24 protein-coding genes and 1 pseudogene are annotated in these 25,161 nt (G+C 53.3%); 14 read left to right on the top strand and 11 right to left on the bottom strand.

Features of this window, described 5'->3' with window-relative positions; genetic code table 11:
• Positions 1–25 precede the first annotated feature (25 nt).
• The 4 genes and pseudogenes from htpX to QVF11_RS11340 form a co-directional block, all read right to left on the bottom strand.
• On the bottom strand, positions 26–907 hold the full coding sequence (htpX, locus tag QVF11_RS11355) for a protease HtpX (protein ID WP_287856977.1): 882 nt from the start codon (positions 905–907) through the stop codon (positions 26–28).
• A gap of 237 nt (positions 908–1,144) precedes the next feature.
• Complete coding sequence (prc, locus tag QVF11_RS11350) at positions 1,145–3,193, bottom strand: carboxy terminal-processing peptidase (protein WP_112213305.1); 2,049 nt, start codon at positions 3,191–3,193, stop codon at positions 1,145–1,147.
• A 19-nt stretch (positions 3,194–3,212) separates the two neighbouring features.
• Positions 3,213–3,890, bottom strand: coding sequence for an RNA chaperone ProQ (gene proQ, locus QVF11_RS11345; protein WP_110274277.1), 678 nt, complete (start codon positions 3,888–3,890; stop codon positions 3,213–3,215).
• An 81-nt stretch (positions 3,891–3,971) separates the two neighbouring features.
• A pseudogene (locus QVF11_RS11340) lies at positions 3,972–4,485 on the bottom strand (GAF domain-containing protein).
• Between the two features lie 132 nt (positions 4,486–4,617).
• Between QVF11_RS11340 and yebS the strand changes: the two are divergent.
• The 5 genes from yebS to QVF11_RS11315 all read left to right on the top strand — a co-directional run bounded on the left by yebS (position 4,618) and on the right by QVF11_RS11315 (position 10,661).
• Positions 4,618–5,901, top strand: a complete 1,284-nt coding sequence (gene yebS, locus QVF11_RS11335) for a membrane integrity lipid transport subunit YebS (protein ID WP_112213303.1) — start codon at positions 4,618–4,620, stop codon at positions 5,899–5,901.
• The gene (locus tag QVF11_RS11330; protein WP_287856975.1) at positions 5,870–8,503 is read left to right on the top strand and encodes a PqiB family protein; all 2,634 of its coding nucleotides are present in this window, start codon (positions 5,870–5,872) and stop codon (positions 8,501–8,503) included. The genes yebS and QVF11_RS11330 overlap by 32 nt, the downstream gene beginning before the upstream one ends.
• A 78-nt stretch (positions 8,504–8,581) precedes the next feature.
• A complete protein-coding gene (gene rsmF / locus QVF11_RS11325) occupies positions 8,582–10,015 on the top strand; it encodes a 16S rRNA (cytosine(1407)-C(5))-methyltransferase RsmF (protein WP_287856973.1) in 1,434 nt (477 codons plus the stop codon).
• Positions 10,016–10,130: 115 nt separating this feature from the next.
• Positions 10,131–10,370 carry a YebV family protein gene (locus tag QVF11_RS11320; protein ID WP_110274282.1) on the top strand — a complete coding sequence of 80 codons (240 nt, stop codon included), beginning with the start codon at positions 10,131–10,133 and terminating at the stop codon, positions 10,368–10,370.
• Positions 10,371–10,469: 99 nt separating this feature from the next.
• The gene (locus QVF11_RS11315) at positions 10,470–10,661 is read left to right on the top strand and encodes a YdfD/YebW family protein (protein WP_110274283.1); all 192 of its coding nucleotides are present in this window, start codon (positions 10,470–10,472) and stop codon (positions 10,659–10,661) included.
• On the opposite strand, the gene pphA is transcribed toward QVF11_RS11315, so the two are convergent.
• On the bottom strand, positions 10,658–11,311 hold the full coding sequence (gene pphA, locus QVF11_RS11310; protein WP_287856970.1) for a protein-serine/threonine phosphatase: 654 nt from the start codon (positions 11,309–11,311) through the stop codon (positions 10,658–10,660). The two genes, QVF11_RS11315 and pphA, sit on opposite strands and share 4 nt — an antisense overlap.
• A 165-nt stretch (positions 11,312–11,476) precedes the next feature.
• Between pphA and QVF11_RS11305 the strand changes: the two genes are divergently transcribed.
• The 7 genes from QVF11_RS11305 to QVF11_RS11275 all read left to right on the top strand — a co-directional run bounded on the left by QVF11_RS11305 (position 11,477) and on the right by QVF11_RS11275 (position 18,433).
• The gene (locus tag QVF11_RS11305; RefSeq protein ID WP_112213299.1) at positions 11,477–12,421 is read left to right on the top strand and encodes a VirK/YbjX family protein; all 945 of its coding nucleotides are present in this window, start codon (positions 11,477–11,479) and stop codon (positions 12,419–12,421) included.
• 126 nt (positions 12,422–12,547) lie between these two features.
• Positions 12,548–12,691: an Ecr family regulatory small membrane protein gene (locus tag QVF11_RS11300; RefSeq protein ID WP_287856969.1), complete on the top strand. Its 144-nt coding sequence runs from the start codon at positions 12,548–12,550 to the stop codon at positions 12,689–12,691.
• A 569-nt stretch (positions 12,692–13,260) separates the two neighbouring features.
• Positions 13,261–13,809 (top strand): Csu type fimbrial protein, encoded by a 549-nt coding sequence (locus QVF11_RS11295; protein WP_112213298.1) that lies wholly within the window; start codon positions 13,261–13,263, stop codon positions 13,807–13,809.
• Between the two features lie 22 nt (positions 13,810–13,831).
• Positions 13,832–14,350, top strand: coding sequence for a Csu type fimbrial protein (locus QVF11_RS11290; RefSeq protein ID WP_112213495.1), 519 nt, complete (start codon positions 13,832–13,834; stop codon positions 14,348–14,350).
• A gap of 17 nt (positions 14,351–14,367) precedes the next feature.
• The gene (locus tag QVF11_RS11285; protein WP_287856966.1) at positions 14,368–15,132 is read left to right on the top strand and encodes a fimbrial biogenesis chaperone; all 765 of its coding nucleotides are present in this window, start codon (positions 14,368–14,370) and stop codon (positions 15,130–15,132) included.
• Between the two features lie 2 nt (positions 15,133–15,134).
• Positions 15,135–17,462, top strand: a complete 2,328-nt coding sequence (locus QVF11_RS11280) for a fimbria/pilus outer membrane usher protein (RefSeq protein ID WP_287856964.1) — start codon at positions 15,135–15,137, stop codon at positions 17,460–17,462.
• Between the two features lie 17 nt (positions 17,463–17,479).
• The gene (locus tag QVF11_RS11275; protein WP_287856962.1) at positions 17,480–18,433 is read left to right on the top strand and encodes a Csu type fimbrial protein; all 954 of its coding nucleotides are present in this window, start codon (positions 17,480–17,482) and stop codon (positions 18,431–18,433) included.
• A 578-nt stretch (positions 18,434–19,011) separates the two neighbouring features.
• Here the strand turns inward: QVF11_RS11275 and QVF11_RS11270 are convergent.
• The 3 genes from QVF11_RS11270 to yobA are packed head-to-tail and all read right to left on the bottom strand — an operon-like array spanning position 19,012 to position 20,615.
• Positions 19,012–19,350 (bottom strand): YebY family protein, encoded by a 339-nt coding sequence (locus QVF11_RS11270; RefSeq protein ID WP_287856960.1) that lies wholly within the window; start codon positions 19,348–19,350, stop codon positions 19,012–19,014.
• Positions 19,351–19,366: 16 nt separating this feature from the next.
• Positions 19,367–20,236, bottom strand: coding sequence for a copper homeostasis membrane protein CopD (gene copD, locus QVF11_RS11265; RefSeq protein ID WP_287856958.1), 870 nt, complete (start codon positions 20,234–20,236; stop codon positions 19,367–19,369).
• Positions 20,237–20,240: 4 nt separating this feature from the next.
• Positions 20,241–20,615, bottom strand: a complete 375-nt coding sequence (gene yobA / locus QVF11_RS11260; protein WP_287856957.1) for a CopC domain-containing protein YobA — start codon at positions 20,613–20,615, stop codon at positions 20,241–20,243.
• Positions 20,616–20,750: 135 nt separating this feature from the next.
• Between yobA and QVF11_RS11255 the strand changes: the two genes are divergently transcribed.
• A complete protein-coding gene (locus QVF11_RS11255; RefSeq protein ID WP_110274295.1) occupies positions 20,751–20,981 on the top strand; it encodes a DNA polymerase III subunit theta in 231 nt (76 codons plus the stop codon).
• A gap of 78 nt (positions 20,982–21,059) precedes the next feature.
• Positions 21,060–21,719, top strand: coding sequence for an exodeoxyribonuclease X (gene exoX, locus QVF11_RS11250; RefSeq protein WP_112213292.1), 660 nt, complete (start codon positions 21,060–21,062; stop codon positions 21,717–21,719).
• Between the two features lie 6 nt (positions 21,720–21,725).
• Here exoX and ptrB read toward each other — a convergent pair whose 3' ends face one another.
• From ptrB to QVF11_RS11235, 3 genes are all read right to left on the bottom strand, one after another.
• A complete protein-coding gene (gene ptrB / locus QVF11_RS11245; protein WP_287856955.1) occupies positions 21,726–23,786 on the bottom strand; it encodes an oligopeptidase B in 2,061 nt (686 codons plus the stop codon).
• Positions 23,787–23,905: 119 nt separating this feature from the next.
• Positions 23,906–24,598 carry a tellurite resistance TerB family protein gene (locus QVF11_RS11240; RefSeq protein WP_287856953.1) on the bottom strand — a complete coding sequence of 231 codons (693 nt, stop codon included), beginning with the start codon at positions 24,596–24,598 and terminating at the stop codon, positions 23,906–23,908.
• Positions 24,599–24,749: 151 nt separating this feature from the next.
• Positions 24,750–25,106: a YebG family protein gene (locus QVF11_RS11235; RefSeq protein ID WP_112213289.1), complete on the bottom strand. Its 357-nt coding sequence runs from the start codon at positions 25,104–25,106 to the stop codon at positions 24,750–24,752.
• Positions 25,107–25,161 lie beyond the last annotated feature (55 nt).

Genomic DNA, 25,161 nt, shown 5'->3' with positions numbered 1-25,161 from the left:
TATTTTTATTACCGAAAGCAGATAATTACTTCAGATATTCCCCACTACGCAGGGCTTCAATACGTTTATCCAGCGGCGGGTGCGTCATAAACAGCTCGCTCATGGATTTTGCTTTGCCGTTGATACAGAAAGCCATCATGCTGCTGGCTTCCTGCGGCTCATAGCTGGTTTTCAAACGTTGCAGGGCAGCAATCATTTTCTCACGCCCAACCAGTTTTGCCGAACCGGCATCCGCATGGAACTCACGATAACGGGAGAACCACATGGTAATGATGCTGGCCAGAATACCAAATACCAGCTCCAGTACGGTTGCGACGGCAAAGTAGATCAATGGGTTGCCGTTGCTGTTATCTCCCTCATCGCGGTTGCCGCCGAGGAAACCGGCTGCAATTTGTGCGATAACACGAGAGATGAAAATGACGAAGGTGTTCACAACCCCCTGAATCAGCGTCATGGTGACCATATCACCGTTGGCGATGTGGCTGATCTCGTGGGCAATAACCGCTTCTGCTTCATCACGGCTCATGTTTTGCAGTAGCCCGGTGCTGACAGCAACCAGCGAAGCATCACGACGAGCCCCCGTTGCAAAAGCGTTAATATCCGGCGCATGGTAGATTGCCACCTGCGGCATTCCAATACCGGCCTGGCGCGCCTGCTGTGCGACGGTGTTGACTAGCCAGCGTTCCGTCTCATTACGCGGTTGCTCAATGACTTCCCCACCCACTGATTTCAGCGCCATCCATTTCGACATCAACAGCGAAATGATAGAACCACCAAAACCAAACAACAGCGCCATGATCAGCAGCCCGGTCATACTGCTTGACTGAATTCCCGTCAGGCTTAGCACGAGCCCGAATACCACCATCACTGCCAGGTTGGTCAGCAGGAAAAGCGCGATTCGCATCATAATTTTCTTTTAACCTCGACTTAACAAAACGCACTATGCGATTACCCACATGGTGTGGGTAGAACGCCAATTTTCAACCATCATGCCCCGCTAAGTCACGAAAAAAACACAACTTTACATTTTGTAGCACCTTGCTGACGCCCAGTAAAAACGTTGACATTTTGTTGGATTCAGGCAAAAAAAGCTGGCGGGCGGCAGAAATGAAAACGGGCACAATAACTTGTGCCCGTTGGGTGCTTATTTGCTAGCTGGCGGTTCTACCGCTGGCCTGTCTTTTTCCAGATGGGCCAGGTCGAGCGCGATATGAACCGTTTCATCAAGATACGGGTCCGGCTCCTGGTAATCCTTCGGCAGATCTTCCAGTTTCTTCAGCAGCGGTTTGCCTTCGCGTTTCAGGCGATCGTTCACACGAGACAGGCGAATCGCATCATCTTCCTCGTTCTCTTTCTCACGCTGTGCGTAGTTCAGGGAAACGATGTTGCGTTTGTCTTTCATCGCGTTGTAACGGGCAATATCCTTCATGATGTACTGGAATTCGGGATCTTTAACGATACGCTCATCGTGACGTTTCAGAATTTCCGCTTCGAATGGCGTCAAATCACCATATTTCACGAAGGTCGCGGCGTTAACGCTATCCCACGGCAGCGCGTTATCTTCATACTGCTCGCCGGTTTCACGCTCTTCGGTACCGGTCGGCATCATGATTTCCGGCGTGACACCTTTACGCTGAGTACTACCGCCGTTAATACGATAGAACTTCTGGATGGTGTACTGCACGGAACCCAGCGCTGGCCAGTCCGGACGCAGCATCTGATCGTAAATGCGGTTCAGCGAACGATACTGCTGGACGGTGCCTTTACCGAAGGTCGGTTCACCAACAATCAGTGCACGACCGTAATCCTGCATGGCGGCAGCGAAAATTTCAGACGCCGAGGCACTGAAACGATCGACCAGCACTACCAGCGGGCCTTTGTAATACACCACGCCATCGGTATCGCTGTCTTCACGTACTTTGCCGTTGTTATCACGTACCTGAACAACCGGGCCGGATGGGATAAACAGGCCAGAAAGCGAAACAGCTTCGGTTAACGCCCCGCCACCGTTAGTGCGCAGGTCGATAATAATGCTGCTGACGTTCTGTTTTTCCAGTTTCTGCAGCTGTACCTTAACGTCATCCGTCAGGCCAACATAGAAGCCAGGAATATCCAGCACGCCGATTTTTTCTTTGCCGACGGTTTTCACTGACATTTTAACCGCGCGGTCTTCAAGACGAATACGCTCGCGAGTCAGAGTAACAATGCGCGTTTTCGCACCTTTGCCAGCAGGTAGAACTTCCAGGCGAACTTTACTGCCCTTCGGCCCTTTAATCAGCGCCACCACATCATCAAGACGCCAGCCAATCACATCGACCATGCCTTTACCCGGTTGACCAACGCCAACAATGCGGTCGCCGACGCTGATGGCTTTGCTCTTCGCCGCAGGACCACCCGCGACCAGTGAATTAATCACCGTATAGTCGTCATCCATCTGCAGTACCGCGCCAATACCTTCCAGAGACAGACTCATTTCGGTATTAAACTGTTCGGTATTTCGCGGGGAGAGGTAGTTGGTATGCGGGTCGATCTCGCGCGCAAAAGAGGTCATCGCCAGCGAGAAAACGTCTTCGCTGTTAGTTTGTGCCAGACGACGAATCGCAAATTTGTAGCGACGCGTTAATGTCTCGCGGATCTCTTTGTCATCTTTACCCGTCAGCTTCAGGCTGAGCTGGTCAAATTTCACCTTGGCATCCCACAGCGCGTTCAACTCGGCCTCATCTTTCGGCCAGGGGGATTTGCTGCGATCAAGGTTGAAGTTGTCATTGCCGGTAAAGTCCATCGGACGATCAAGCACTTTCAACGCATATTGATAGCGTTCGAAACGACGTTTCTGCGCCAGGTTATACAGGTCGTAAAAAACGTCCAGTTTCCCACTGCGTAGCTCATCGCCAATTTGATTCTTTTTACTAGCAAACTGCGCCACATCGCTGGCCAGTAGCACGTTGTGGCTATAGTCCAGCAGATTCAGATAGCGGTCGAAAATTTTTGCCGAAAAGGCGTTGTCGAGATCAAACTGACGATAATGAGAGCGGGTAAAGCGCGATGTCACTCGCTCGCTCACCGTTGCGTGCTGCGGCTCTTCTTTCAGCACGGGGATTTGATCAATCCGGGTAATATCGTCCACAGCAAAGGCCTGGCCAGCTATTGCTAGCAGGCCCGCAAGCGCGGTGAGCTTAAAGAATTTGTTCATGCCTGGCCCGGCCTCCGTTTCAGAACACCAGGTGTTCTGCGCGTACAATCATTGACATACCAGAAGTCAGCTGTACACGAACGCCATCTTTGGTGATTTCCAGGACGGTGGCGTCCATTGCATTATTGCCCGCTTTCACCTTCAGTGCCTGGCCAACGCTCAGTACAGACACATCCGAAACAGGGGTATGACGCTCTTCACGCGGCGCTTTGGCAACTGCTGCCGGACGCGGTTTACGCTGCTCAGTGCCTTCTTTACGACGCACCTGAGGACGCGGCTTACGCTCGCGACGAACCTCCCCTTCCGGCTGACCCGCTGCGGCAGCGGCTTCGCGTTTCTTCGCTTGCTGGGCTGCACGCTGTACCTGAACGCGCGCTTTTGCTTCTTCAAGCTGCTGGCGGGCATGAGTGACGTGCTGTTCTTCCAGTTCACCGCACGGGTTACCGTCGAGGTCAACGCGGATAGCGCCAGGCTTAACGCCATACAGATAACGCCAGCTCGAAGTATAAAGACGTAGAGCGGCTCGAAGTTGGGTTTTGCTGAGATTCATCTCTCCACCAACACGCTCAACAAGATCCTGAAAAATACCAATTTTCAGGGGGCGCGCTTCGCCTTCAGCGCTAAAACACTGAGGGAAACGTTCGGCCAGAAACGCGATTACTTCTTTACTGCTATTCAACTTAGGTTGATTTTCCATGAAATTTCCTGATTACAACGGACGTAGCCAACAAGCCGCAGGCATGAACAGGCGTCATTATAATGACGTCATCGCTAAATGCTACGTTATCCGTTGATTATCCTGCGACGCGGGTGAATATTTTTTGATAATCAGTCGCAGCAATGAGTTTTTCCAAATGCACGACCAGCTCAGTCAACCCTTTCTCATCTTCAATAGTGAAGCGAGAATATGCCGTACTGTCGATGTCCAGAACGCCGATAACCTGATTGTTCACCCGCAATGGAAAGACGATTTCCGAATTGCTGGCGGCATCACAGGCAATGTGTCCGTCAAACGCGTGGACATCTTCCACTCGCTGTAGGCGAGTCTCTGCAACAGCAGTACCACATACGCCACGTCCAACCGGAATACGCACGCAGGCCAGCTTGCCCTGGAACGGGCCAAGGACCAGCGTATCGCCTTCCAGCAAATAGAAGCCAGCCCAATTCACTTCAGCCAGGCGCTCAAATAGCAACGCGCTGGTATTAGAGATCATGGCCAGAAAACTGGTTTCGCCTGCCATTAACGCCTGAAAATCGCGGTTCAGATCCGCGTAGAATTCTTGTTTGTTCATTTTATAATCACTTGGTTGTCTTACTACCTTACACTTACAGCCTACTAAAATAAGCTTTAAATGCATTCATGCTCAAGATGAATTCATTCCTGGGTTAAGATAGAGAGATACATTCATTTCCGTACGCTATCAATGCCACTAAAAACACCCCGGATTACGCCAGCGAAAAAAATGATCGTACATTCGGTCAGCGCCCCTATTGCGCACGTCCACTATCAACGCTGCCCGCAGTGCGACCTGCTATTCCGCTTACCGGTCCTCAAAAAGAGCCAAAGTGCCTGGTGCCCTCGCTGCAACGCTAAAGTGCGCGATGGTCGCGATTGGTCTCTTACCCGACTGGGGAGTATGGCTATTACCATGCTGCTACTGATGCCTTTTGCCTGGACTGAACCACTTCTTCGTTTGCACCTGTTGGGCGTGCGTATCGACGCGAACGTCCTCCAGGGTATCTGGCAAATGACCGGTCAGGGCGATCCGTTGACCGCGGCAATGGTGTTATTTTGCGCCGTTGGCGCGCCGACCCTGCTGGTGATATCTATCGCCTATCTGTGGCTCGGCAACGTGCTGGGGATGAATCTGCGGCCGGTTCTTCTGATGCTGGAGCGGCTCAAAGAGTGGGTGATGCTGGATATTTACCTGGTCGGCATCGGCGTCGCCTCTATCAAAGTGCAGGATTATGCGTTCCTGCAACCCGGCATTGGGTTGATTGCGTTTATCGCGCTTACCCTGCTCAGCATCCTGACGCTTATCCATTTGAATGTTGAGGAGTTATGGGAGCGTTTTTATCCCGAGCGCCCGGCGCTGAGACCGGATAACAATTTACAGGTTTGCCTGGGCTGCCACTATACCGGACACCGAGATTCACGCGGGCGCTGCCGCCGCTGCCATACTCCCCTGCGCCACCGACGTCGTCAAAGTTTGCAAAAAAGCTGGGCGGCGCTGATTGCGTCGATGATTTTTTTGATTCCCGCGAATCTGTTGCCAATATCAATTATTTACGTCAACGGCGCGCGTCAGGATGACACCATCCTTTCTGGCATTATGTCGCTGGCCAACAGCAACGTTGCCATTGCCGGGGTGGTTTTCATCGCCAGTATTCTGGTTCCATTCACCAAAGTTATTGTGTTATTTACGCTACTGGTCAGCATACAATTCAAGTGTGAACAGGGGCTACGTACCCGCATCCTGTTACTGCGGCTGATTACCTGGATTGGTCGCTGGTCTATGTTGGATCTTTTTGTCATCGCATTAACCATGTCGCTGATCAACCGCGATCAGCTCCTCGCGTTTACGATGGGGCCCGCCGCGGTCTATTTTGGTGCCGCGGTAATATTAACTATCCTTGCTGTTGAATGGCTGGACAGCCGCTTACTTTGGGACGCACATGAGTCAGGAAACGCCCGCTTCGCCGACTGAGGCCAAAATTAAAACCAAACGCCGCATCTCGCCATTCTGGCTGCTGCCGGTCATTGCGCTGATGATTGCCAGCTGGCTGATTTGGACCAGCTATCAGGATCGCGGTACGACGATTACCATCGATTTCCAGTCGGCCAATGGTATCGTGCCGGGGCGCACGCCTATCCGCTATCAAGGGGTAGAAGTCGGCACCGTAGAAAATATCTCGCTAAGCAAAGACCTGAGTAAGATCGAGGTTTCAGCCAGCGTCAAAGGCGATATGAAAGATGCGCTGCGCAAGGATACGCAGTTCTGGCTGGTGACGCCGAAGGCTTCTCTGGCCGGCGTTTCCGGCCTTGATGCGCTGGTTGGTGGTAACTATATCGGCATGATGCCCGGCCAGGGCGAGCCAGAGGATCACTTTGTCGCCCTCGATACTCAGCCGAAGTACCACATTAATAATGGTGAGCTGATGATTCACCTCCAGTCAGCGGATTTAGGTTCGTTAACCAGCGGCTCATTGGTCTATTTCCGTAAGATTCCGGTCGGCCGGGTTTATGACTTCGCGCTTAATCCGAACAATCAGGGCGTCACTATCGATGTACTGATCGAGCGACGATTCACTAATCTGGTCAAAAAAGAGAGCCGCTTCTGGAATGTTTCCGGCATGAAAGCAGACGTCAGCTTAAGCGGAGCAAAAGTCCAGCTCGATAGCCTCTCGGCGCTGGTGAACGGTGCAATTGCCTTTGACTCTCCGGAAAACTCGCCCGAAGCTCAGCAAAACACCGATTATCATCTGTATGAAGATCTGGCCCACAGCCAGCGCGGCGTGATAGTTAAACTGGATCTTCCCGACGGTGCTGGTTTAAAAGCAGGCTCCACACCGCTGATGTATCAGGGGCTGGAGGTTGGTCAGCTCAGCAAATTGAATCTTAATCCCGATGGTAAAGTGACCGGTGAGATGACCGTCGACCCAAGCGTCGTCAGCCTGCTGCGCGAGAAAACGCTGATCCAGATGAAGAAACCCAGGATTTCTCTGGATAACCCCAGCGTCAGCACCCTGCTGACCGGTACAACCTTTGAACTGGTGCCCGGAGAAGGCGAACCGCGCAACCAGTTTGCGGTGCTGCCTGCTGATAAATCGCTGCTCGAAGAACCAGATGTCGCCACGGTGACGCTGAGTGCACCGGAAAGCTACGGTGTCGATGCAGGACAGCCGCTGATCCTGCACGGCGTCCAGATTGGCCAGGTCCTGGAGCGCAAGCTGGATGCCGATGGCGTCACCTTCCAGGTGGCGGTCATGCCCGAGTACCGTTCACTGGTTCATGGTGATAGCAAATTCGTGGTCAATAGTCGTATCGATGTCAAAGTCGGCCTCGACGGCGTGCAGTTTCTCGGGGCCAGCGCCAGCGAGTGGGTTAACGGCGGGATCCGCATTATTCCAGGCGAAAAAGGGGCGATGCAAAGCCGCTACCCACTGTACGCTAACCTGGAAAAGGCGCTGGAAAACAGCATGAGCGACTTGCCAACCACTACGCTCAGCCTCTCCGCCGAGACGCTGCCGGACGTACAAGCCGGTTCCGTGGTGTTGTATCGTAAATTTGCGGTGGGTGAAATCATCACCGTTCAGCCACGCAAAAACGCCTTTGAGATCAACATCCACATCAAACCGGAATATCGCCATTTGCTAACCAGCAACAGCGTGTTCTGGGCCGAAGGCGGTGCGAAAGTACAGCTTAACGGCAGCGGTTTGACGGTCCAGGCCTCTCCGCTGTCCCGGGCGCTGAAAGGCGCCATCAGCTTCGATAACCTGAGCGGGGCCAGCGCCAGCGCACGTATCGACAACAAACGCGTGCTGTATGCGTCCGAAACCACCGCCCGCGCGGTGGGCGGGCAGATAACCCTACATGCGTTTGATGCGGGGAAAATGGCCGAAGGGATGCCAATTCGCTATCTGGGTATCGACATTGGTCAGATTCAGTCACTGAATTTGATTACCGCCAATAACGAAGTGCAGGCAAAAGCGGTGCTGTATCCGGAATACGTCAATACGTTCGCCCGTGCCGGGACGCGTTTCTCGGTGATCACGCCGCAGATTTCCGCAGCCGGCGTCGAACACCTGGATACCCTCTTCCAGGCCTACATCAACGTAGAACCGGGCCGCGGCTCGCCGCGTCGTGATTTCGAAATTCAGGAAACCACGATTAGCGATTCTCGTTATATCGATGGCTTGAGCATTATCGTCGAAGTACCGGAGGCCGGTTCACTGGGTATTGGTACGCCGGTGCTGTTCCGCGGACTCGAAGTGGGTACGGTAACGGGTCTGATGCTCGGCTCAATGTCAGACCGCGTGATGGTGCAGCTGCGCATCAGTAAGCGTTATCAATATCTGGTGCGTAATAATTCCGTGTTCTGGCTAGCTTCCGGCTATAGCCTCGATTTTGGTCTGATTGGCGGTCTGGTGAAAACCGGTACCTTTAATCAGTTCATTCGCGGCGGTATCGCCTTCGCCACGCCGCCGGGCACGCCGCTGGCGCCGAAAGCGCAGGATGGTAAACACTTCCTGCTGCTGGAAAGCGAACCGAAAGAGTGGCGTGAATGGGGCACTGCCCTGCCGCGTTAAGCGTAAAAACGCTCCGGTGTCCGACGCCGGAGCGTTTATGGTAAACTGCGCACCCTTTTTTGTTGTGGTGCGCTCCCCGTGGCTCAAAACGCTGTCTATCTCCCTGAAGAATTCCTCGCTCAAATGCGTGCGGCCATGCCGATGCATCTCTCTTTCGATGACTTTATCGCTGCCTGCCAACGTCCGCTGCGCCGAAGTATCCGCGTCAATACGCTGAAAATCACCGTGGCTGACTTTTTACAGCTGGTGGCCCCCTACGGCTGGCAGCTGACGCCTATTCCGTGGTGCGAGGAAGGTTTTTGGATCGAGCGTGAAGATGAAGACGCCCTGCCGCTGGGCAGCACTGCTGAACATCTCAGCGGGCTGTTTTATATCCAGGAAGCCAGCTCCATGCTGCCGGTTGCCGCACTGTTTGCCGACGGAGAGATGCCGCAGCGGGTGATGGATGTCGCCGCCGCACCGGGTTCAAAAACCACCCAAATCGCCGCTCGCATGGGTAACGAGGGGGGGATCCTGGCGAATGAATACTCCGCCAGCCGGGTCAAAGTCCTGCACGCCAACATCAGCCGCTGCGGGATAAGCAACGTCGCCCTGACCCATTTTGATGGTCGAGTCTTCGGTGCCGCGCTACCAGAGTGTTTTGACGCTATCCTGCTCGACGCCCCCTGCTCTGGCGAAGGGGTGGTGCGTAAAGACCCCGATGCGCTGAAAAACTGGTCGCCTGAAAGTAACCAGGAGATCGCCGTCACTCAACGTGAGCTTATCGACAGCGCCTTCCACGCCCTTCGCCCCGGCGGCACGCTGGTGTACTCCACCTGCACCCTGAATCGCCAGGAAAACGAAGAGGTCGTCAACGGGCTGTTAGCGCGCTATCCGCAGGCAGTAGAGGTGTTACCACTCGGTTCGCTGTTCCCGCAAGCCGGTGAGGCGTTAACCGAAGAGGGATTCCTGCACGTCTTCCCACAGATTTTTGACTGCGAAGGCTTCTTCGTCGCCCGGCTGCGTAAAACCGCGGCCATTGAGTCTTTACCGGCACCGGGTTATAAAGTCGGCAAATTCCCCTTTATGCCGCTGAAAACCCGTGAATCCGCCGCCATCATTGCCGCCGCGACCGCCGTTGGCCTGCACTGGGATACAAGCCATACCCTGTGGCAGCGTGATAAAGAGATCTGGCTGTTTCCCCAGGCACTCGAAGGTTTATTCGGTAAAGTTCGCTTTTCCCGGATCGGAGTTCGTCTGGCTGAAACCTACAACAAAGGGTACCGCTGGCAGCACGAGGCGGTTATTGCTCTGGCCGCGCCAGCCAAGCCTTTCGAACTGACCCCGGCCGAAGCGGAAGAGTGGTATCGCGGGCGCGATGTTTATCCTGAAACGCTCCCGCAACAGGATGATGCCATCATCACTTTCCAGGGCGCGCCGTTAGGTCTGGTGAAAAAAATCGGATCGCGTTTAAAAAACAGCTATCCCCGCGAACTGGTGCGTGACGGAAAGCTTTTTGCCGGCAAGTCGTGACGGAGTGCAAAAAAACAGCATTTTTTAACTGGCGGTTTACGCCCTGTTGTCTACGCTGAAAAATGTCGGCCTTAACTGGTCGTACCACAACTCAGAAGACAAACGGGGTGAATTTATGAGTAAAACCAATGTACGTATTGGCGCGTTTGAAATAGACGACGCCGTGCTGCACGGCGAACAGCAGGGAGAGCGAACGTTAAGCATTCCCTGTAAATCCGATCCGGATTTATGTATGCAACTTGACGCGTGGGATGCTGACACCAGCGTGCCAGCCATTCTTGATGGTGAACATTCCGTCCTCTACCGTAAGCACTACGACCGCCAATCCGATGCCTGGGTCATGCGCCTCGCCTGACTCAAATGAACCCGTCGCCTGAGACGGGTTATTTATTCCCCCCCACGCCCCTGACATCTCCTACACTTATCAATATGTTTTTCCAGACATGAGGCCAGGATGTTTGCCTTAGTGCTATTTATTTGTTACCTGGATGGGGGTTGCGAGGATATCGTAGTGGATATTTACGATAACGAGCGACAGTGCACGAGAGCGATGGACGACCAGCGGATACGCCATGGGGGCTGCTTTCCGGTAGAAGATTTTATAGATAGCTTCTGGCTTCCTGCCCGCGAATACAGCGACTTTTAATGGGTTAGCTGTAGCGCCACCAGCGTTAGCTCCCCGCCAAACACCGCGCCGGTATCAATATAGTGCTGGTTATCGCTGTCATAACACCGTTTGAGCGGCGTATGGCCAAACCAGAAATGATCCGCCCCATCGATAGCACCATGATGGCCAGCAAAGTGTTCGGTGAGGCGCTGTCGACTCCATAGCACCTGATGTTCATCCACCGACTGCTGCCAACGATAGACCCTGGCGGGATAATCAGCATGAGCAATCACATGTATCTGCTCTGCGCTGTGGAGTTCAATAATAAGCGGCAGGTATCGGCAGCGGGCAATAAGTTCCGCGAGGCGTCGCCGCTGATTCACTGAGCTTTGCGTATACCAGTTGCCGCCGTTCATCCCCCACAACATCATGTCGTTACCCTCGAGTACCTCCAGCGCCATCTGTTCATGATTTCCACGCACCGCGTAAAACCACCGACAGCGCAGTAAATCCAGACACTCCGCGCTTTGCGGCCCACGATCGATCAGGTCGCCCACCGAAAGGAGCAGATCCTGATAAGGGTCAAATTTGCGCTCCCGAAGCGCTGCCATTAGCCGCGCAAAGCAGCCGTGCAGGTCGCCAACTAGCCAGATATTACGCCAGGCGGAACCCTCAATACGCTGATACATAATATCGTCCTCCTGACACAATTATAGGAAAATTCCGCCACTGTTGCGTTCATGAATTTATACCTCAATCAATTTTAAACGAAAGCCAAATATAGTCCGCGGGGGCATTAAGCTCTCTACGATATATCCATAGAATAGAGGCCAGATAATAACGAGGTATTCATCGTGACGGATAACAGCCTGCATTCAGTCAGCGTACTTGAGCAACGTTCAAATCTTATTGCCGATCTGGTGATGGGCCGAATCACTCCTGCGCCAATTTGGCAAAAACGCAATTACCGGCTTAAGTTTTTACTGCGCACGGCCCTATTTTATACACCAACGCGCGACATGCTGGAGAACCTTTCAGCGCGTGCGGATTTCAATCAGCTACTGGCCGCGCAGGTAACGCTGCCGGGTAAAGTCCATCGTCAGTATCTGACGCGCGGCTTGAACGCCAGCCAGCGTGCGCAGGCGATTATCAACCATTATCAATTTATCGACTCGCTGCCCGGATCGCGCCTTGCCGCCGCTATGACTTCAGCAAAAGAGATCCCGCTGCTGGCGCTTACAGGCAAAGACGATGCCCTGTTTACGCTTTTCGCTTCCTCTGCGGGCAAAGCCGAGCGTGAAGGCGAAACGACCCTATGGTTACGTGACAGCGATAATAACGTGCTTGCCAGCGCGACCTTTAGCGTCACCCGGCAGCAGGAGCAATGGCAGCTAACCATCGGCGGTCTGCAAGGGCCGCGCAGCAATATCTCTCATGAGGTGATCAAACGCGCGACTCGCGCCTGCTATGGCTTGTTTCCCAAACGCCTGTTGCTGGAGTTTATTTGGCTGCTGGCGGCACGTTGTCATATTCACGACATATATGGCGTGAGCGATAACGGCCACGTATTCCGTGCACTGCGCTATCGCCTAAGCAAAGGACGCCACTTTCACGCCAGCTATGATGAGTTCTGGCAGTCCATTGAGGGCGTCGCCGACGGAGCCTGGCGCTGGCGCTTGCCGCTTCAACTGGAAAGAAAGACGCTGGAGAACATTGCCAGCAAGAAGCGCGCTGAATACCGTCGCCGCTTCCAACTATTGGATGATATGGCAGCTCAGGTCGTGATGCTGACGAACTAATATCTCAGATTAATCGCTTTCAGCCCGCAGAATAAACGCCGTTTCGCGTAACGGCGTTTGCATCTTCTACTGTGCTTTCGTTACTATCATGGCTTCCTCGCACTCTTCCAGGCAGCTATTGAAGTTATGAGTAAAACAGAAATTTTCCTGCTGGCTATGCTGTTGATTATTTTATCCGTTGCCGTTTGGTTTATTTTCAGCGATGAAATCTGGGTTTTAGTAAGCACTATCGAGACCTGGCTGTACCCTTCCTTTGTGGCACCAGAATAAATATTTTATTGTTATTTTTGGACTGAAAATCTTCTTCTCCCCCCTTCAATCAATAAGCAGACACAATCCATAACAAATAAAAGCAAATAATTTTTTGCTCATTATTCAATTTGTCATACAAATGTATATACTTAACCACTTCCGATGTAGGCCCGTAAACTTCACCTGCACCATGGGCCTGATTTCGTGCAGGTGTCTTCTCTCTTACCTACGCAAAAGCGGTGCGTTCATTGTCTATCCCTGCCTTTTTGTCCATATTTTTTGTTTCAAAATTTGCGCCTGATAGAGATTTTAGAAAAAATTTTTATTCCCTCCTCCAGCATCACCACACAAAGAAAAAAACAAAATACCAACAATAAATTAACATGAGGTATTTACGTCCAACGCGTTAAAATTAAACAGACTTAAAAACCATAAAAATAAAAAAATCCAGCTGATAATACAACATTACACTTATCTCGCAGAAGTAGTTATATGTTAATCAACTAAACCGGAGCGCATGTTCGGTGATAAAAGCATAAAGCTCCATCGTTGTTTTTCTTCCGCGGCTTTCCATCAAGAGGTTCTCCATGAACGTCAAAACGATATCGCGCAGTGTCTTAGGCGGCTTATTAAGCGCAATCGTCATCATTCAGCCATCTTTTGCCGCGGGCACGCTAAGCGGTCAGATTGGCGTTCAGCTTACACTTGGTAGCGGATGCCGGGTGTCGAATGGTTCCAGAGAGGGGGAACTTAACAAATGGGGGAACATCAGTTTTGGCGCCTACGGCGATTTAGCCAACTCCATTGATGCCGGAATGGTCGGCAGCGGTGGAGCCACCGCAGTCTCCATCGCCTGTACTGCGGATCTGCAATCAACTCTGACGCTGGATGGCGGCCAGCAAGGGTCCGGAGATCTTCGTTATATGAAAAATACAACGGGTCCTGCGCTAATTGCCTATCACCTGTACTCCGATGTGGGTCGTAATAACGAAATCCTGCCAGATGGTAGTATCGCTATCACCGGAACCGGCAGCCCGCAAGAAATTCCTATTTTTGCGCGTATCCGCCCTGAAGACCAGGATGCCCCTACCGCTGGCGACTACAGCGACATCGTCACCGCGACGTTAACCTGGTAACGACATAAGGGAAATGGGCGTCATGCTTCGACCAACGTGGCTTACATTGTTTCTGCTTTTTGCCTCGGGCGCCCATGCAGCTACTGCCCAGAAGACGTTTAAAGTCTCCGCACAGATAACCGCAGGCTGTGCGCTTGGCGCCGGAGACGGCTCCCAAACGACGGATTTCGGCACGTTGAGTTTCGGCACCATGTCATCGCTCTACAGCAATGTTGATGTCGCCAGTACGCCAGGCGCGGGGTCGATTATCGTGACCTGCACGCCAGGCACCGCTATTTCAATCGCTCTCGACTATGGTGTTAACGGTGGCTCAGCAGCCCAGCGTTATATGTCGAACGGCGGTGGTAATACCCTGGCGTATCAGCTTTATCAGGATAGCAACCGTGCCACCGTATGGGGTAACAGCACGCAGACCTTGAGCATCGCATCATTTCCGAGCACCACGCAAACCTACACGGTTTATGGCCGCCTTTTTGCCACGAATGGCTTCCCGGCGGTGGGCTCTTATACCGACACGGTCACCGTCACGCTGACCTATTAGATAACGCACAGGTTACTATGACTCGCTGTAGATTTGCGCTGTTTTTATTCGCTTTATCCGCCCCAGCTTCCGTTCTGGCCGCCAGTTCCGTACTGGTCTGGCCGATATTTCAAACTATCGAAAGCCACGAAAAAGGTTCTGAGCTGTGGCTGGAGAATCGCGGCAACACGCCGGTAAATTTACAGCTGCGCGTTTTTTCCTGGGATCAAAGAGCGTCATCCGATGCCTATGCCGATCAAAACGATGTGGTCGCCAGTCCACCCTTCACCACAGTCGCGCCGGGACAGCGCCAGTTGGTACGACTGATGCGCGTTACTCCCGTCGCGAATGGAAAAGAAAAATCCTACCGTATCGTTATTGATGAGATCCCTCCCGCGCAACCGGCAGTGCAAACGGATAAAAACTCCGCAGGACTGAGAATGCGCATGCGCTACGTTCTGCCGCTGTTTACCTATGGGCAAGGCATCACGCCGCTAAAGAACGATGGCTCAGTCGAAGCGGTCAGGACAACGCTGCGCTGGTCACTTTCCCAGCAGAATAGCCGTCAGGCGCTTTGCATCGACAATACCGGCAATCAACACGCCCGACTTAGTTCGGTTTACTGGGCAAACGCCAGCGGTAAGAGTCAAATTTCTCAGGCTAACGGCCTTCTTGGCTACGTACTGGCGCAGAAAAAAAACTGTTTTCCGACCGTAGGCAAATCTGCTGTTCCTTCAGGGATGCATCTGTTTGCTAAATTAACCGATAATGGTCAGGCGGTGGAAATTCCGGCGAACCGTTAACCATGAGAGACCTGAAAAGGGCGACCTATGGGGGGCTGCTGGCGATTGCGTCGGTAACAGCTTACGCCGCGACCTACGATTCGTTGCCTGCGCCAGCGGCATCGTACAGCGAAAAGCAGGAATATGAGCTGTACCTCGGTTTATCGGTCAACGGCAATACCCCTGCGGGTACAGTTCCGGTCAAGGTCATCAATGGTCATTATTGGGTCTCAGCCAGCGTTTTGCAGCAGTCGCATATCCCATTGAAGACCAGCGACACGCTGGTGGATATCACCACTCTCCCTTCAGTGAAGGTGGAATATGACCAGGCCGGGCAAATGCTCAAACTGCAGGTCCCGGACAACTGGCTTCCTGAGCAGAAAATCGGCGAGGCATCAGGGCAAAATTACCAAGGCGCGATTAGCAGTCCAGGGATTCTATTTAACTACGATGCCTACAACCTTTTCTCATCAGACGACACGCAAACCACCAGCACCTACAGCGAAACGCGTCTTTTTGGCCCGGCAGGTATCCTCTCCAATAATGCGGTGTTCCGACAAAACTGGTCTTCAACAGGCTATGAGCAGCAGGGCTATATGCGCTACGACACCCTGTGGAAGTACAGCGATAGCGAGCGGATGATAAGCTACCAGGCAGGTGATGTTGTGAGCAACGCGCTCACCTGGAGCAGCTCCGTGCGTATGGGTGGATTACGCGTAAGCCGCAACTTCAGCGTTCGCCCGGATCTGGTGACTTATCCGCTGCTCAACTTATCCGGCAGTGCGGCGGTCCCCTCAAGTGTCGACCTGTTTATCAATGGTTTTAAAACCAGCTCTTCGCAGATTAATGGCGGCCCCTATACGCTGACCAATGTGCCCTATATCAGCGGCGCGGGTGAAGCTACCGTGGTAACGACCGACGCCCTTGGCCGCCAGGTTTCCACCAATATTCCCTTTTACGTCTCAAATACCCTCCTGCGGGAGGGTCTAAGCGATTTTGATTTCACCGTCGGCGCCCTGCGCAACAATTACGGTATCAAAAATGCCGATTATGGCACCGGCGCGGTAAGCGCGATTTACCGCTATGGGTTAAACAACTGGCTAACCCTCTCAGCGCATAGCGAAGACCGCAAAGGATTAACAAATGCCGGGGTTGGCGGCGATATCGGCGTGGGTAATCTGGGGACCCTCAGCCTGTCGACCAGCGCCAGCCGCAGCGAAGGAAATGGCAACCAGCTCACTGCAGGTTACTCTTACTATGGCAATAGCTGGGGGATTAATTACCAGCATATTCAGCGCAGCGCTAACTATGACAACCTCAGCACCTATGGCTCGACCAGCATGCTAAGCCGCCAGTCAGACCAGGCCACGCTGAGCCTGAGTCCATGGGGACGCGTATTGGGTTCTTTTAGCATTGGCTACTTCGATATCAAGGCCGAGGATAATTCACGAACGCGCCTGATGAACCTCTCCTGGAGCCGCAGCCTGTGGAAAAGCAGCAGCTTCAGCCTGAGCGTAAACCGCGATCTGCAAGAAAATAGCTACGCCAGCATGCTGCAGGTCATCATCCCCTTTGATTCGCAAAGTTCAGTGCAGTTAAGCGGCCAGCGCTCCAGCTCCGGTCAATGGGGAGAAAATATCAGTGTGAGTCGCTCTGCACCGGCAGAAGGCGGATTGGGCTGGAATCTCGCCCACTCGGTTGGCGGCGATAATTATAGCCAGGCGGATCTCACCTGGATCAACCGCGTGTCAACGCTGAGCGGAGGCTACTACGGCTCACGTGACGATCATCACAGCTGGTTTGAAGCCACTGGTTCGGTGGTGCTGATGGATAACAGTCTGTTCTTCGCCCGGCAAATTAACGACGCCTTTATCGTTGTTTCCACCGACAACTACCCGAATATTGCGGTTAATTATGAAAACCGTAAGGTCGGCGTGACGGATAAGAACGGCCATCTACTGATCCCCTGGGCTGCGGCCTGGTACCCGGGAAAAGTCACCCTTGATACGCTCCCTCTGCCGACGGATACCGAAGCCGCCACGGTGGAGAAGCGTATTGCAGTCCGTGAAGGCAGCGGCGCGCTGGTTGATTTCCCGGTAAACCGCGTGCGCTCGGCGACGATTGTTTTCGTCGATGCCCAAGGGCAGCCGCTGCCGGTCGGTACGCCGGTTGAGGAGAAAAACAGTAAACAGCAAGGTCTGGTGGGCTACGACGGGGTGGTTTGGTTCTCGCATCTCACACGCAAAAATGACGTCACGATAAACGCCGGGGGGGTGCGATGCCACGTGGAGTTCGAACTCCCGGAATCAACGCCTGTCCCGCAGCGGATCGGCCCGGTTAGCTGCAACTGATGACAACGGAGACAACGTTGAAACACCTTCTATTTTTATGTGTTGCGCTATTTTTGCTGACACAATCGGTCAGCGCACTGGCTGCCTGTAACATCATAGCCAGTTCGCCCAAAATCGGCCCGGTCGATTCATTTACGCTCAACAGCGCGCCGCAGGGCGTCCTGGCGGGCGCAGGCTTTTACTGCTCTCCAGAAGTAGCATCACTTAATTCGACCAATACCTTAACCGCCACCCTGTCTTCAACAAATCAGAGCAACAAAATTCCACTACTGCTCAATGGCGCTGGCGATGCGGTCCCATATAGCATCTGCGTTGACTCTTCATGCTCGCCAGCCTATCAGGATGGCGGCGTGATTAGCTGGAGCAGAACAACGCTGCTCGATTTATTGGGGTTATTTAACACCAGCGACGGGACCATGCCGCTCTACTTCAGAACCACCCCCGGAGCAAATATCCCTGCCGGTACCTATACCGATACATTAAAAATTACCTGGGTGTATAGATTCTGCTACGTCGGGCTCGACCTGTTGGGCATTAAGATATGTATTCCAAACAACGGAACCCTGGTATCCACGGTGAATGTGTCGTTGCAGGTGACCAATTTTTGCTATATCGACAGCGCGCCGGAAGTCATATTTACCTCTGCCGCCCTGCCGTCCAGTTTTAGCGACTACAGCGGCCAACTCACCATTCGCTGTACTAAGAATGCAGCTTATACCGTAAACCTCACCAGCACTACCAACACCAGCGTCGGCGACTGGCGGAGGATGAGCCTGCCGCAACAGACGGCCTGGTTGCAGTATCAGTTTTACCAGGCTAACGGCAGCGCATGGACGGAGAGCAATAATCTCAGCGTCACCGGTTCCGGCACGGCGCAATCTGCGAGCTACACGGTAAAGATTAACCCAACGCAGAGTAACCAGCCTGCAGGTACCTATAGCGACACTATTCTGGTGACCGTCACTTATTGAAGCCCGGCAGACATTTTTTTGTAAAAGAAATGTTTGGGAAATTATTGTTGTGGTATAAGAAAAAAGTCCCGAAAAAACCATCCGGGATTTTGCAAGGGAATCTGCGGCGTTCTGAATAATATACCCAAAATAATTCGAGGTGCAGGACAAAACGGTTAACCGTTTTGAACAGCGCTTGCGCTGGCCCTGGAAGGGTGAGTCCCGTAGGGGCGAATCACGCGGCGACGCAGTGAATCCCCAGGAGCTTACAGAAGTAAGTGACTGGGGTGAGCGAGGAAAGCCAACGCACATACAGCTTGAAGTATGACGGGTATAGATAAAAAGAGACCGAACACGATTCCTGTATTCGGTCCAGGGAAATGGCTCTTGGGAGAGAGCCGTGCGCTAAAAGTTGGCATTAATGCAGGCTAAGTCGCCTTGCCTTATAAGAATAGTTTACCGTGTCAGGTTTTCCAGTCCGCGACAAAAGTGGACGAATAATTCCTGTCAAAATTGCGAATGCCAACAAAAAACCGCCACTCCCGGCAAGGGACGATGGCGGTTTTTTTCATGCAAATACAGTTGGATACTAGTACCGATCAGCAGAGTTTCTGTGCACGCTCAATAAATGGCGTCAGGCTCATTTTTTGTCCTGGCTGCTGCGGATCATCGACCTGGATCACAGAAATCGGCTGGGCGTTGGTCTTGCCGTCTTTCATCTGCTGCTCGGCGACTTCATTTAGCGGGTACTGCACCAGGGTGCTGGGGTTAATGGCAAACAGCGCATTGCCGGAACGGCAGGTCAGCATCACCTCTTCACGATTAAACGCCCAGCTCTCCTTACCCACTTCAAAGCGGCTCACGGTAATCACCTTTGGTGCCGCCAGCGCAGCGCCAGAACTTGCCAATAACAACAGTGTCAAAACGATTTTTTTCATGATTTAACCAGTTAATTCAGTAAGGTTCCCAGGTCGCAAACAGGCTGACGGCAAACAGTGCCAGCGCGCCCAATACTATTTCCATCTGCGTGGTTCGCACGATGAGCTGTTCCGTCCTCGTTCCGCTTGCCGAGATGCGTGGCACCAAAACATACCGGTTCACCAGCGCAATTGCCACCATTGCGGCCACCAGGGCACATTTGAACAACAGCATCCGCCCCCAGGGCGAGTCGCTGATGAGTCCTCCCTGGATAAACAGCGCATTCACTATGCCGCTGGCGATGGCTCCGGCCACCGCCAGATGCCCGTAACGCGAAAAACGCATCATGGTGTAAATAGCGGCCTGCCGCCAGCGCCCATGCGCCAGGCGTAAACAGTAGATAAACGGCAACAAACCGCCAAACCAGCTGGCGACACAAAACAGATGCACTGCATGGTTTGTCCGTTGCAGTATCCCCTGCCAGCCTTCATTCATCGCGGCATGACCAACACCTGCCAGCAGCAGTAATTGTGCGCAAAGGAGGATCAGCAGCAAGCGGGCCGGACGCCGTGGTTTCAGCCATACCACCACCAGCGCGACCAGGGCCAACAAAATTTGCCACACCCACACGCTGCCGAACTGTGTCCCGGCAACCGCCTGCCAGACGGCGGGCTGCCAGACATCCGGCCAACCGTTGCCCATTAACCCACCCTGCGCTATCAACATCAACAGCGCCGACAGCGCGCTCGCCAACAATAAATGGCGCATCAGCGGATAGAAGCGCTGCATCAGCAAACGACGCAAGGTCACCGGCGCCCACCACGCGCCGTAAAGCACGCAGCCGAAGGCGATCATCAGCGAGATAAAATGGATAAAACGTAAGCTGACATAGACTCCGCTAAGCATCAGCTTACTTCACAGTAAAGGTGTATTGTCCTTTGGTCTTATGGCCATCTACGGAGACCACATGCCAGTCAACGGTATATTCACCCGGCGTTAACGCCTGCTCGACGGGCACCGTCAGTTGGGATTTGTTGTCCTCATCATGGATGAGTTTGCCGAGGGCAACAGTTTTCTGCTGCGGCCCGGTCAGGGTCACGCCGCTAAATTGCGTTTCGATCCCTTCGGAGAAGCTCAGCGTCAGCGCCTGCGGCGACGCATTCACCTCAGCGTTAGCTGCCGGAAGCTGCTGTTGCAGGTGCGCGTGGGCAAATGCGCCTGCTGCAGTCAGGCTGCAGGCGAGAAATAGAGACAGACGCAGCGCGCGTCCGGCGATGATTGGCATAGTCGTCATTCCTTTTTGTTATGTATGTAGCACAGAGAATAACCCTGTATAATGACACAGTCGAGCTAAGCGTCTGAGACTTGCCTTTTTGCCGCATGCTTAGTACTTTTTGCGGCATTATTAAAGGAGAAACCAATGGAAAAGAACCTGGCTAAAATTTCCCAGGAGGAGATGGACAAAGTGAATGTCGATCTTGCTGCGGCCGGCGTCGCCTTTAAAGAGCGCTACAATATGCCGGTAGTCGCCGATTTAGTCGAAAGAGAGCAGCCAGCGCACCTGCGTGACTGGTTTCGCGAGCGACTGATTGCCCATCGTCTGGCATCAGTTTCTCTTTCCCGCCTACCGTATGAGCCGAAACAGAAATAATTCCCGTCCCCTGTGGACATCTGAGTTGGCAAGACCTGCGCATTCTATTACGCTGGTTTCTTTGGCCTGGAGCAAGCCATGCTGCGCGTAATCGATACAGAAACCTGCGGATTGCAGGGGGGCATTGTTGAAATTGCCTCGGTGGATATAGTGGACGGACAAATTACCAATCCGATGAGCCATCTGGTTCGCCCCGACCGCCCCATCAGCCCGCAGGCGATGGCAATTCATCATATTACCGAAGAGATGGTCGCCGATAAGCCGTGGATTGAGGAGATTGTGCCGCTGTACATGGGCAGCCCGTGGTACGTCGCGCACAACGCCAGCTTTGACCGTCGGGTGCTGCCGGAAATGCAGGGCGAGTGGATTTGCACCATGAAGCTGGCGCGCCGCCTGTGGCCGGGAATTAAGTACAGCAACATGGGGTTGTATAAATCGCGCAAGCTCAACGTTACCACACCACCGGGGCTGCATCATCATCGGGCTCTGTACGATTGCTATATCACTGCGGCCCTGCTGCTCGACATTATCAAAACTTCCGGCTGGTCGCCGGATGATATGGCCACGATTACCGGCCGCCCGGCGCTGCTATCTACCTTCACCTTCGGCAAATATCGCGGCCAGGCGGTCTCTGAAATCGCGGAAAACGACCCCGGCTATTTGCGCTGGTTATTCAATAACCTGGATCGTATGAGCCCCGAGCTGCGCTTGACGCTTAAGCACTATCTCGGGGAGTAACCAGCCCTACGCTTGTGCCCGGCCTGGCAGCGTCCCCTGCGCCAGGCCAATCAGAAACGCGAACTCCAGCGCCACGCCCTCGTAGCTTTTAAAGCGCCCGGATTTACCACCGTGACCGGAATCCATATCGGTACACAGCAACAGCAGGTTGTCGTCGGTTTTCAGCTCGCGCAGTTTTGCCACCCATTTTGCCGGCTCCCAGTATTGCACCTGCGAGTCATGCAAACCCGTAGTCACCAGCATGTGCGGATACGCCTGCGCCAGGATGCCGTCGTAAGGACTGTAGCTCTTCATATAGTGGTAATACTCTGCATCCTGCGGGTTACCCCACTCTTCAAACTCACCGGTGGTCAGCGGGATCGACTCATCAAGCATCGTCGTCACAACATCAACAAAAGGAACCTGAGCGACCACGCCGTGAAACAGTTCCGGTCGCTGGTTAATCGCCACGCCCATCAGCATGCCGCCCGCGCTGCCGCCCATGCCGTAGCATAAATGGGGCGCGCCGTAGCCCTGCGCCAGCAGCGCATCGCAGACGTCGAGGTAATCGTTGAAGGTATTTTTCTTGCATAGAAACTTGCCGTCTTCATACCACTGCTGGCCCAGTTCGCCGCCGCCGCGAATATGAGCGATAGCAAAAACAAAACCGCGGTCGAGCAGGCTCAGGCGGCTGGCGCTGAAATCCGCATCCATGCTGGCGCCATAGGAACCATAGCCGTATACCAGCAGCGGGCTGGCTCCTTTGCGGAAATGTTCATGCCGGTAGACCAGAGACACCGGAACCTCAACGCCATCACGAACTTTGATCCACAGGTGCTCGCTGCGGTAATGGCTGGCATCAAAACCTTTTACTTCCTGTTGTTTGAGCACCCGCCGCTCGCCGGTATTCATGTCCAGTTCAAATAGCGTATCCGGCGTGGTCATGGAGGAGTAGCCGTAACGCAGACGGGAAGTTTCTGGCTCCGGGTTATAAGAGAGCCAGGTCACATAGGCCGGATCGTCAAACGCAATGCCCTGTGACTCCCGCGTTTTGCGATTGATCTGCCGCAGACTGGTCAGCCCATGCTGACGTTCTTCGACCACCAACCAGTCGGTAAACAGGGTAAAGCCTTCCAGCATCACCTCGTGGCGGGCAGGAATTAAGGTTTCCCACTGCTGCTCATCGCGCAGTGTGCTGCGATAAAGGCCAAAGTTCTTACCTTCACGGTTAGATCGCAGATAAAAGGCATGCTGATAGTGATCGAGACTGTATTCATGATCTTTGCGCCGCGGCAGAAAGCAGATCGGCTCAGCATCGGTCATCTCTGCATTCAGCAGCAGTACTTCGCTGGTGGTCGCGCTGGCCAGATAAATCACCACAAACTGTTGGGAGGTAGTTTTGTGAACGCTGACGTAGAAAGTATCGTCCTGCTCTTCATATACCAGGATATCTGAACTGGCTGGGGTACCAAGACGATGGCGCCAGACCTGATACGGGAGCAGCGTGGTCGGATGTTTACGCACATACCACAGGGTCTGTGAATCGTTACTCCAGGCAAAATCAGGCGAGACGTTTTCCAGCACCTCAGGGTATTCGTTATCGTTGTGCAGAGAGTACAAGCGCAAGCTATATTGCCGCCGTGAAAGATAATCTTCCGCGACCGCCATGATGTGGTTGTCCGGTGAGATCCCTAAGCCGCCGAGGGTATAGAACTCGCTACCGGCCGCCCGTTTGTTACCGTCGAGCAGAACGTCCCACTCATCCCACTCTTCTTTTAGCACCGACTGGCGTTGATAAATAGCGTATTCGCAGCCCGGCTCATAGACCTGCCGGTAACGATAGCCATTTTTGCTGTAAGGTGCCGATACTTCGCGCGGTGGAATACGATCAATAATTTCCTTCAGTACCCTGTCCTGCAGGCTACTTTGCGAAGACATGACTTTTTTCCCGTACTCGTTTTCCCGGCGCAGATAATCAAGCACTTCCGGCTGAGAGCGCTCGTCATCACGCAGCCAGTAGTAATTATCAATTCGGGTATCGCCATGTAAGGTCATGGCATGAGGGATTCGTTTTGCTTTTGGTGGCATCTACTTCGTCTTCTGCGGCTTATATTATTTATCCTTCAGTATGCCCCAAAGCGTACTGAAGGATGACAGGTATATAAGGGTGGCAAAAGTCGCCAGCGATGCAAGCGAAACGTGAGGATTTAAGGCGCTATTGCCTGTTTTTGCGCCTGAATATCCTGTTCGATATCTTTGCGAACGTCCTGCGGCAGGTTTAGCGCTTCGCCGAGCGCATTCAGATAGCTGCGCTCCATAAAGTGGTCAATATCAATGACCGCACAGCTGATGTAATACACTTCGAGCGCCTCTTGCTCGTTGCTGATACCCTGCGCCAGGCGCTGAGGGTCGAGAGGCTGAGACAGCGCCCTGTCAATTAACACCCGCCCCTGCACGTCAATGTTTGCTGCGCGTAGCTGCTCTTCAATGCTGGCCCGTTCGCGTTCGTCAATATGCCCATCGCTTTTGGCGGCGAAAACCAGCGCCATAATCAGCCGTTCACTGCGGGCGTCGAGCTCGACTTGCGTTGAAGATTGCGCCTGAAGGGGCGCGGAGGCTGAAGGTGAGTAAGCCGGTTCCTGTGGCGAGCCGGCACGCATTCTTTGCTGATATTTATTCCACAACACGCTGCCTGCTATCGCACCACCGCCGACCAGTAGCGCACCAGTGCCGTATTTGGCCAACAGTTTACGCGACGATTTGCTGGCAACCAGTAGCCCTGCCAGCCCGCCAAGCGCACCCGGCAACAGCAGATTTTTGTCGCTTGATTGATCGTCAGATGAAGAAGACCGCCCCTGCTGGCCCAGCAGAGACTGCAGTTGATTAAGCCAGTTAGCCATACTTTCCCTCGTTGCGCGATAAGCGATACCACCAGCCTAAACTACGCGATGTCAGGAAATGTTATGGACTGCTAAAGAAGCGCAAATTTAGCCTCAGAAAGGGGCTTAAGCGGATTTTTGCCGCCAGGGAACCCGGCGGCAGAGAGCACACTCAGGCGGCTTTTACTTTACGCGGTTTAGCCGGAACTTCAGCTGCTGCTTCAGAGACGGCGTCGGCATTATCCTCAACCACCTCCTCCTGGACGTGTTGTTCATCAGCGCTGCTCTCGGCTTCCGGTAGTTTCCCGGACCGCAGAATATGATTTAAGGTCTCTTTGCGCTCAGCCAGCCACATTGACATGCTATCGCGCTGGGTTTCATCAAGCGTCAGCGGACAGTCAACTAGCCAGTCGTTGAGCACTTCCGCCAGATCGAGCATTTTGTCGTAAGCATCGGCCTCTTTTTTGCTGGCAAAAGACATTTTTTCCTCACCTTCGCGAATCACCACATATTTAATTTCAACCGCCATGATGCAGCCTCTTTGCACTGTATTTTTATACAGTATAACAAATTTTCACGCTGAA

Source organism: Klebsiella sp. (genome assembly GCF_027492335.1).
GTDB lineage: Bacteria > Pseudomonadota > Gammaproteobacteria > Enterobacterales > Enterobacteriaceae > Klebsiella > Klebsiella huaxiensis.
This window is presented reverse-complemented; position numbering and strand designations above follow the sequence as displayed.

Excerpts from the sequence above, each read along its gene's own strand:
- htpX (WP_287856977.1), bottom strand. The coding sequence starts at position 907 with ATGATGCGAATCGCGCTTTTCCTGCTGACCAACCTGGCAGTGATGGTG.
- prc (WP_112213305.1), bottom strand. The coding sequence starts at position 3,193 with ATGAACAAATTCTTTAAGCTCACCGCGCTTGCGGGCCTGCTAGCAATA.
- proQ (WP_110274277.1), bottom strand. The coding sequence starts at position 3,890 with ATGGAAAATCAACCTAAGTTGAATAGCAGTAAAGAAGTAATCGCGTTT.
- yebS (WP_112213303.1), top strand. The coding sequence starts at position 4,618 with ATGCCACTAAAAACACCCCGGATTACGCCAGCGAAAAAAATGATCGTA.
- QVF11_RS11330 (WP_287856975.1), top strand. The coding sequence starts at position 5,870 with ATGAGTCAGGAAACGCCCGCTTCGCCGACTGAGGCCAAAATTAAAACC.
- QVF11_RS11320 (WP_110274282.1), top strand. The coding sequence starts at position 10,131 with ATGAGTAAAACCAATGTACGTATTGGCGCGTTTGAAATAGACGACGCC.
- QVF11_RS11315 (WP_110274283.1), top strand. The coding sequence starts at position 10,470 with ATGTTTGCCTTAGTGCTATTTATTTGTTACCTGGATGGGGGTTGCGAG.
- pphA (WP_287856970.1), bottom strand. The coding sequence starts at position 11,311 with ATGTATCAGCGTATTGAGGGTTCCGCCTGGCGTAATATCTGGCTAGTT.
- QVF11_RS11300 (WP_287856969.1), top strand. The coding sequence starts at position 12,548 with ATGAGTAAAACAGAAATTTTCCTGCTGGCTATGCTGTTGATTATTTTA.
- QVF11_RS11295 (WP_112213298.1), top strand. The coding sequence starts at position 13,261 with ATGAACGTCAAAACGATATCGCGCAGTGTCTTAGGCGGCTTATTAAGC.
- QVF11_RS11290 (WP_112213495.1), top strand. The coding sequence starts at position 13,832 with ATGCTTCGACCAACGTGGCTTACATTGTTTCTGCTTTTTGCCTCGGGC.
- QVF11_RS11285 (WP_287856966.1), top strand. The coding sequence starts at position 14,368 with ATGACTCGCTGTAGATTTGCGCTGTTTTTATTCGCTTTATCCGCCCCA.
- QVF11_RS11280 (WP_287856964.1), top strand. The coding sequence starts at position 15,135 with ATGAGAGACCTGAAAAGGGCGACCTATGGGGGGCTGCTGGCGATTGCG.
- QVF11_RS11270 (WP_287856960.1), bottom strand. The coding sequence starts at position 19,350 with ATGAAAAAAATCGTTTTGACACTGTTGTTATTGGCAAGTTCTGGCGCT.
- copD (WP_287856958.1), bottom strand. The coding sequence starts at position 20,236 with ATGCTTAGCGGAGTCTATGTCAGCTTACGTTTTATCCATTTTATCTCG.
- yobA (WP_287856957.1), bottom strand. The coding sequence starts at position 20,615 with ATGCCAATCATCGCCGGACGCGCGCTGCGTCTGTCTCTATTTCTCGCC.
- QVF11_RS11255 (WP_110274295.1), top strand. The coding sequence starts at position 20,751 with ATGGAAAAGAACCTGGCTAAAATTTCCCAGGAGGAGATGGACAAAGTG.
- exoX (WP_112213292.1), top strand. The coding sequence starts at position 21,060 with ATGCTGCGCGTAATCGATACAGAAACCTGCGGATTGCAGGGGGGCATT.
- ptrB (WP_287856955.1), bottom strand. The coding sequence starts at position 23,786 with ATGCCACCAAAAGCAAAACGAATCCCTCATGCCATGACCTTACATGGC.
- QVF11_RS11240 (WP_287856953.1), bottom strand. The coding sequence starts at position 24,598 with ATGGCTAACTGGCTTAATCAACTGCAGTCTCTGCTGGGCCAGCAGGGG.
- QVF11_RS11235 (WP_112213289.1), bottom strand. The coding sequence starts at position 25,106 with ATGGCGGTTGAAATTAAATATGTGGTGATTCGCGAAGGTGAGGAAAAA.